The 2204-nt window shown below is 66.4% G+C and carries 3 protein-coding genes; all 3 read left to right on the top strand.

Going from position 1 to position 2204, the window contains the following annotated elements:
- On the top strand, window positions 1-615 hold a 615-nt coding region (gene tmk, locus VK519_RS11935; RefSeq protein WP_324350040.1), incomplete at its 5' end, for a dTMP kinase.
- Between the two features lie 17 nt (window positions 616-632).
- Entirely contained in the window at window positions 633-1718 is a 1086-nt protein-coding gene (locus VK519_RS11930) for a sensor histidine kinase (protein WP_324350039.1), read from the top strand.
- A gap of 226 nt (window positions 1719-1944) precedes the next feature.
- Window positions 1945-2181 (top strand): hypothetical protein, encoded by a 237-nt coding sequence (locus VK519_RS11925; protein WP_324350037.1) that lies wholly within the window; start codon window positions 1945-1947, stop codon window positions 2179-2181.
- The last annotated feature ends 23 nt before the right edge of the window (window positions 2182-2204 follow it).

Here is a 2204-nt window from a genome sequence, read left to right as displayed (position 1 = left end):
GGCAAGACCACCCTCGCCACCAGCCTCGGGGCGGTCCTGAAGAATGTAGGCCTGGGCGTCACCATCGGCAAGGAACCGACCTCCGGCCCGTGGGGTACCAAGCTCCGGCAGTCGGCGATCGAGGGACGGCTCGATGCCGCGGAAGAACTGCGCTACCTGCTGCTCGATCGCCGCGAGCACGTCGAAGCGGTGATCGCCCCGGCACTTCGGCGCGGTGAGGTGATGATCCTGGACCGCTACTACCCGTCCAACGTGGCTTACCAGGGCGCGGCGGGGCTCGATGTCCACGAACTGCTGACCGCGAACGACTTCGCGCCGAGACCCGACCTGTTGCTGGTGCTTGACGTCGACCCCAACGAAGGCCTGTCGCGCATCCGCGCCCGCGGCGACAAGCCCAATCATTTCGAGGACGTCGACAACCTTGCGCGGTGCCGGGCCATTTTCCTTGAGCCGGACCTGCTCGATGCAACGGTCATCGACGCCAGCAACGATGCAGCCACGGTGCTCGCCGTGGCCCGCGAACTCACCTACCAGGCCGTGATCGGCAAGCTCGGTGAGCGTCCGGGCTGGGTCGAAGGCATTACGTCGCGCTCGACGGCGCCACCACATGCCTGACTGTAGAACCGCAATCCATGTCCCACCCGCCCACACGACGGTTGTCCGATAGCACGCAGGGTGAGATGGCGCGCCGGCTGCGCGAGCACGACTGGGCGGCCACGTCCCTGGGTCCGATTGACAGCTGGCCATCTTCGTTGCGTACCGCCACGGCCATGCTGCTGGCCTCGCCGGCCCCCATGGTGATGGCCTGGGGCAGCGAGGCCCGGCTGATCTACAACGATGGCTATGCACTGTTCGCCGGCGAGCGCCACCCGGGGCTGTTCGGCATGAACGTGCTGGAAGGCTGGCCGGAGGTCGCCGCATTCAATGCGGAGATCCTTCGCATTACCCGCGGTGGCGAATCCATCAGCTACCGCGACTTCACCCTGCTGCTGTATCGCCACGGCAGGCAGGAACCTGAGACGGTGTACCTGGACCTCGACTACAGCCCTCTCTACGACGACGAAGGCACACCCGCCGGCTTCTTCGCCATCGTCGTGGAGACCACCGCCCGCATCGCCGCCGAGCGGGCGCGCGAGATGGCCGAACAGCAACAGCAGGTGCTGATCAACGAACTCAACCACCGGGTGAAGAACACCATGGCCGTGGTGCAGGCCATGGCCGCGCAAACCTTTCGCCGGCCGGGCGCCGACCAGGAGGCAGCCGAGGTGTTCACCGCCCGGTTGATCGCGCTCTCTCGCGCCCACGACGCGCTCACCCGTGCCTCGTGGGAAAGCGCAGGCGTTGCCGAGATCGTCGCCGAAATGGCGTGGCCGGTGGACATGTCCGGGCGTATCCATTGCCATGGGCCTGACATACGCCTGGCGCCCCATCAGGCCGTGACCCTGGGCATGGCCCTGCACGAACTGGCCACCAATGCGCTCAAGTACGGGGCCCTGAGCAACGATGGCGGCAACGTGCACATCCAATGGCACGTGGACGGCCAGCACTGTGAAATCACCTGGCGCGAAGCCGGGGGGCCGGCCGTGCAGTTGCCTGGCCACCGCGGGTTCGGCACCCGCCTGATCGAACGCACGCTGGGCGACCAACTGGGAGGCCAAACGAACCTGGCCTTCGCGCCCGGGGGCGTCATCTGCCGGATCAGCCTGCCGATCACCTGACGCAAGTTGCCGCGATTCGTCACTCCCTGACGCATGCCGCGGGCCTGCAAATGTGAAGGCCACGCGTGAATGCCGCGTGCAGGCCCCTTTTGTTAAGGCCTGGAATTTGCTTCCCTAAGGTGAACCGCGAAAACGTTTGCGCGGCTGTGGCCACGGTGGATCGTGGTCCTTGCGATCCGATCGACGGGGCAGGTCTGGACGACCGCGCCCCGGCTGGAAGTACACCATGTCCATGTCCGACGCCCGTTCGCTGCACCGCACCGCCATTTCCCTGGCGGCCCTGAGTACCTTGCTGGGGCTGGCCATCCTGGCGGCCTCCACATTCCCTTTCCACAGCCACCTGCCCGGCGTCCTGCTGGCATGGCTCGGTGCGTCGCTCGTCACCGGCGGCATGGTGGCCATTTCCCTGGCTCACGACAACGAAGGCTCGCGCCCCTCAGCCGGCCATTATTACGACGCCTGATGGTGCCTTAAGCTTTGCCGGCC

The organism is Pinirhizobacter sp., from assembly GCF_035317885.1.
Classification (GTDB): Bacteria; Pseudomonadota; Gammaproteobacteria; order Xanthomonadales; family Rhodanobacteraceae; genus Pinirhizobacter.
This window is presented reverse-complemented; position numbering and strand designations above follow the sequence as displayed.

Bases quoted from the DNA above. Each gene is read 5' to 3' on its own strand.
- VK519_RS11925 (WP_324350037.1), top strand. From the start codon at position 1,945: ATGTCCATGTCCGACGCCCGTTCGCTGCACCGCACCGCCATTTCCCTG.
- VK519_RS11930 (WP_324350039.1), top strand. From the start codon at position 633: ATGTCCCACCCGCCCACACGACGGTTGTCCGATAGCACGCAGGGTGAG.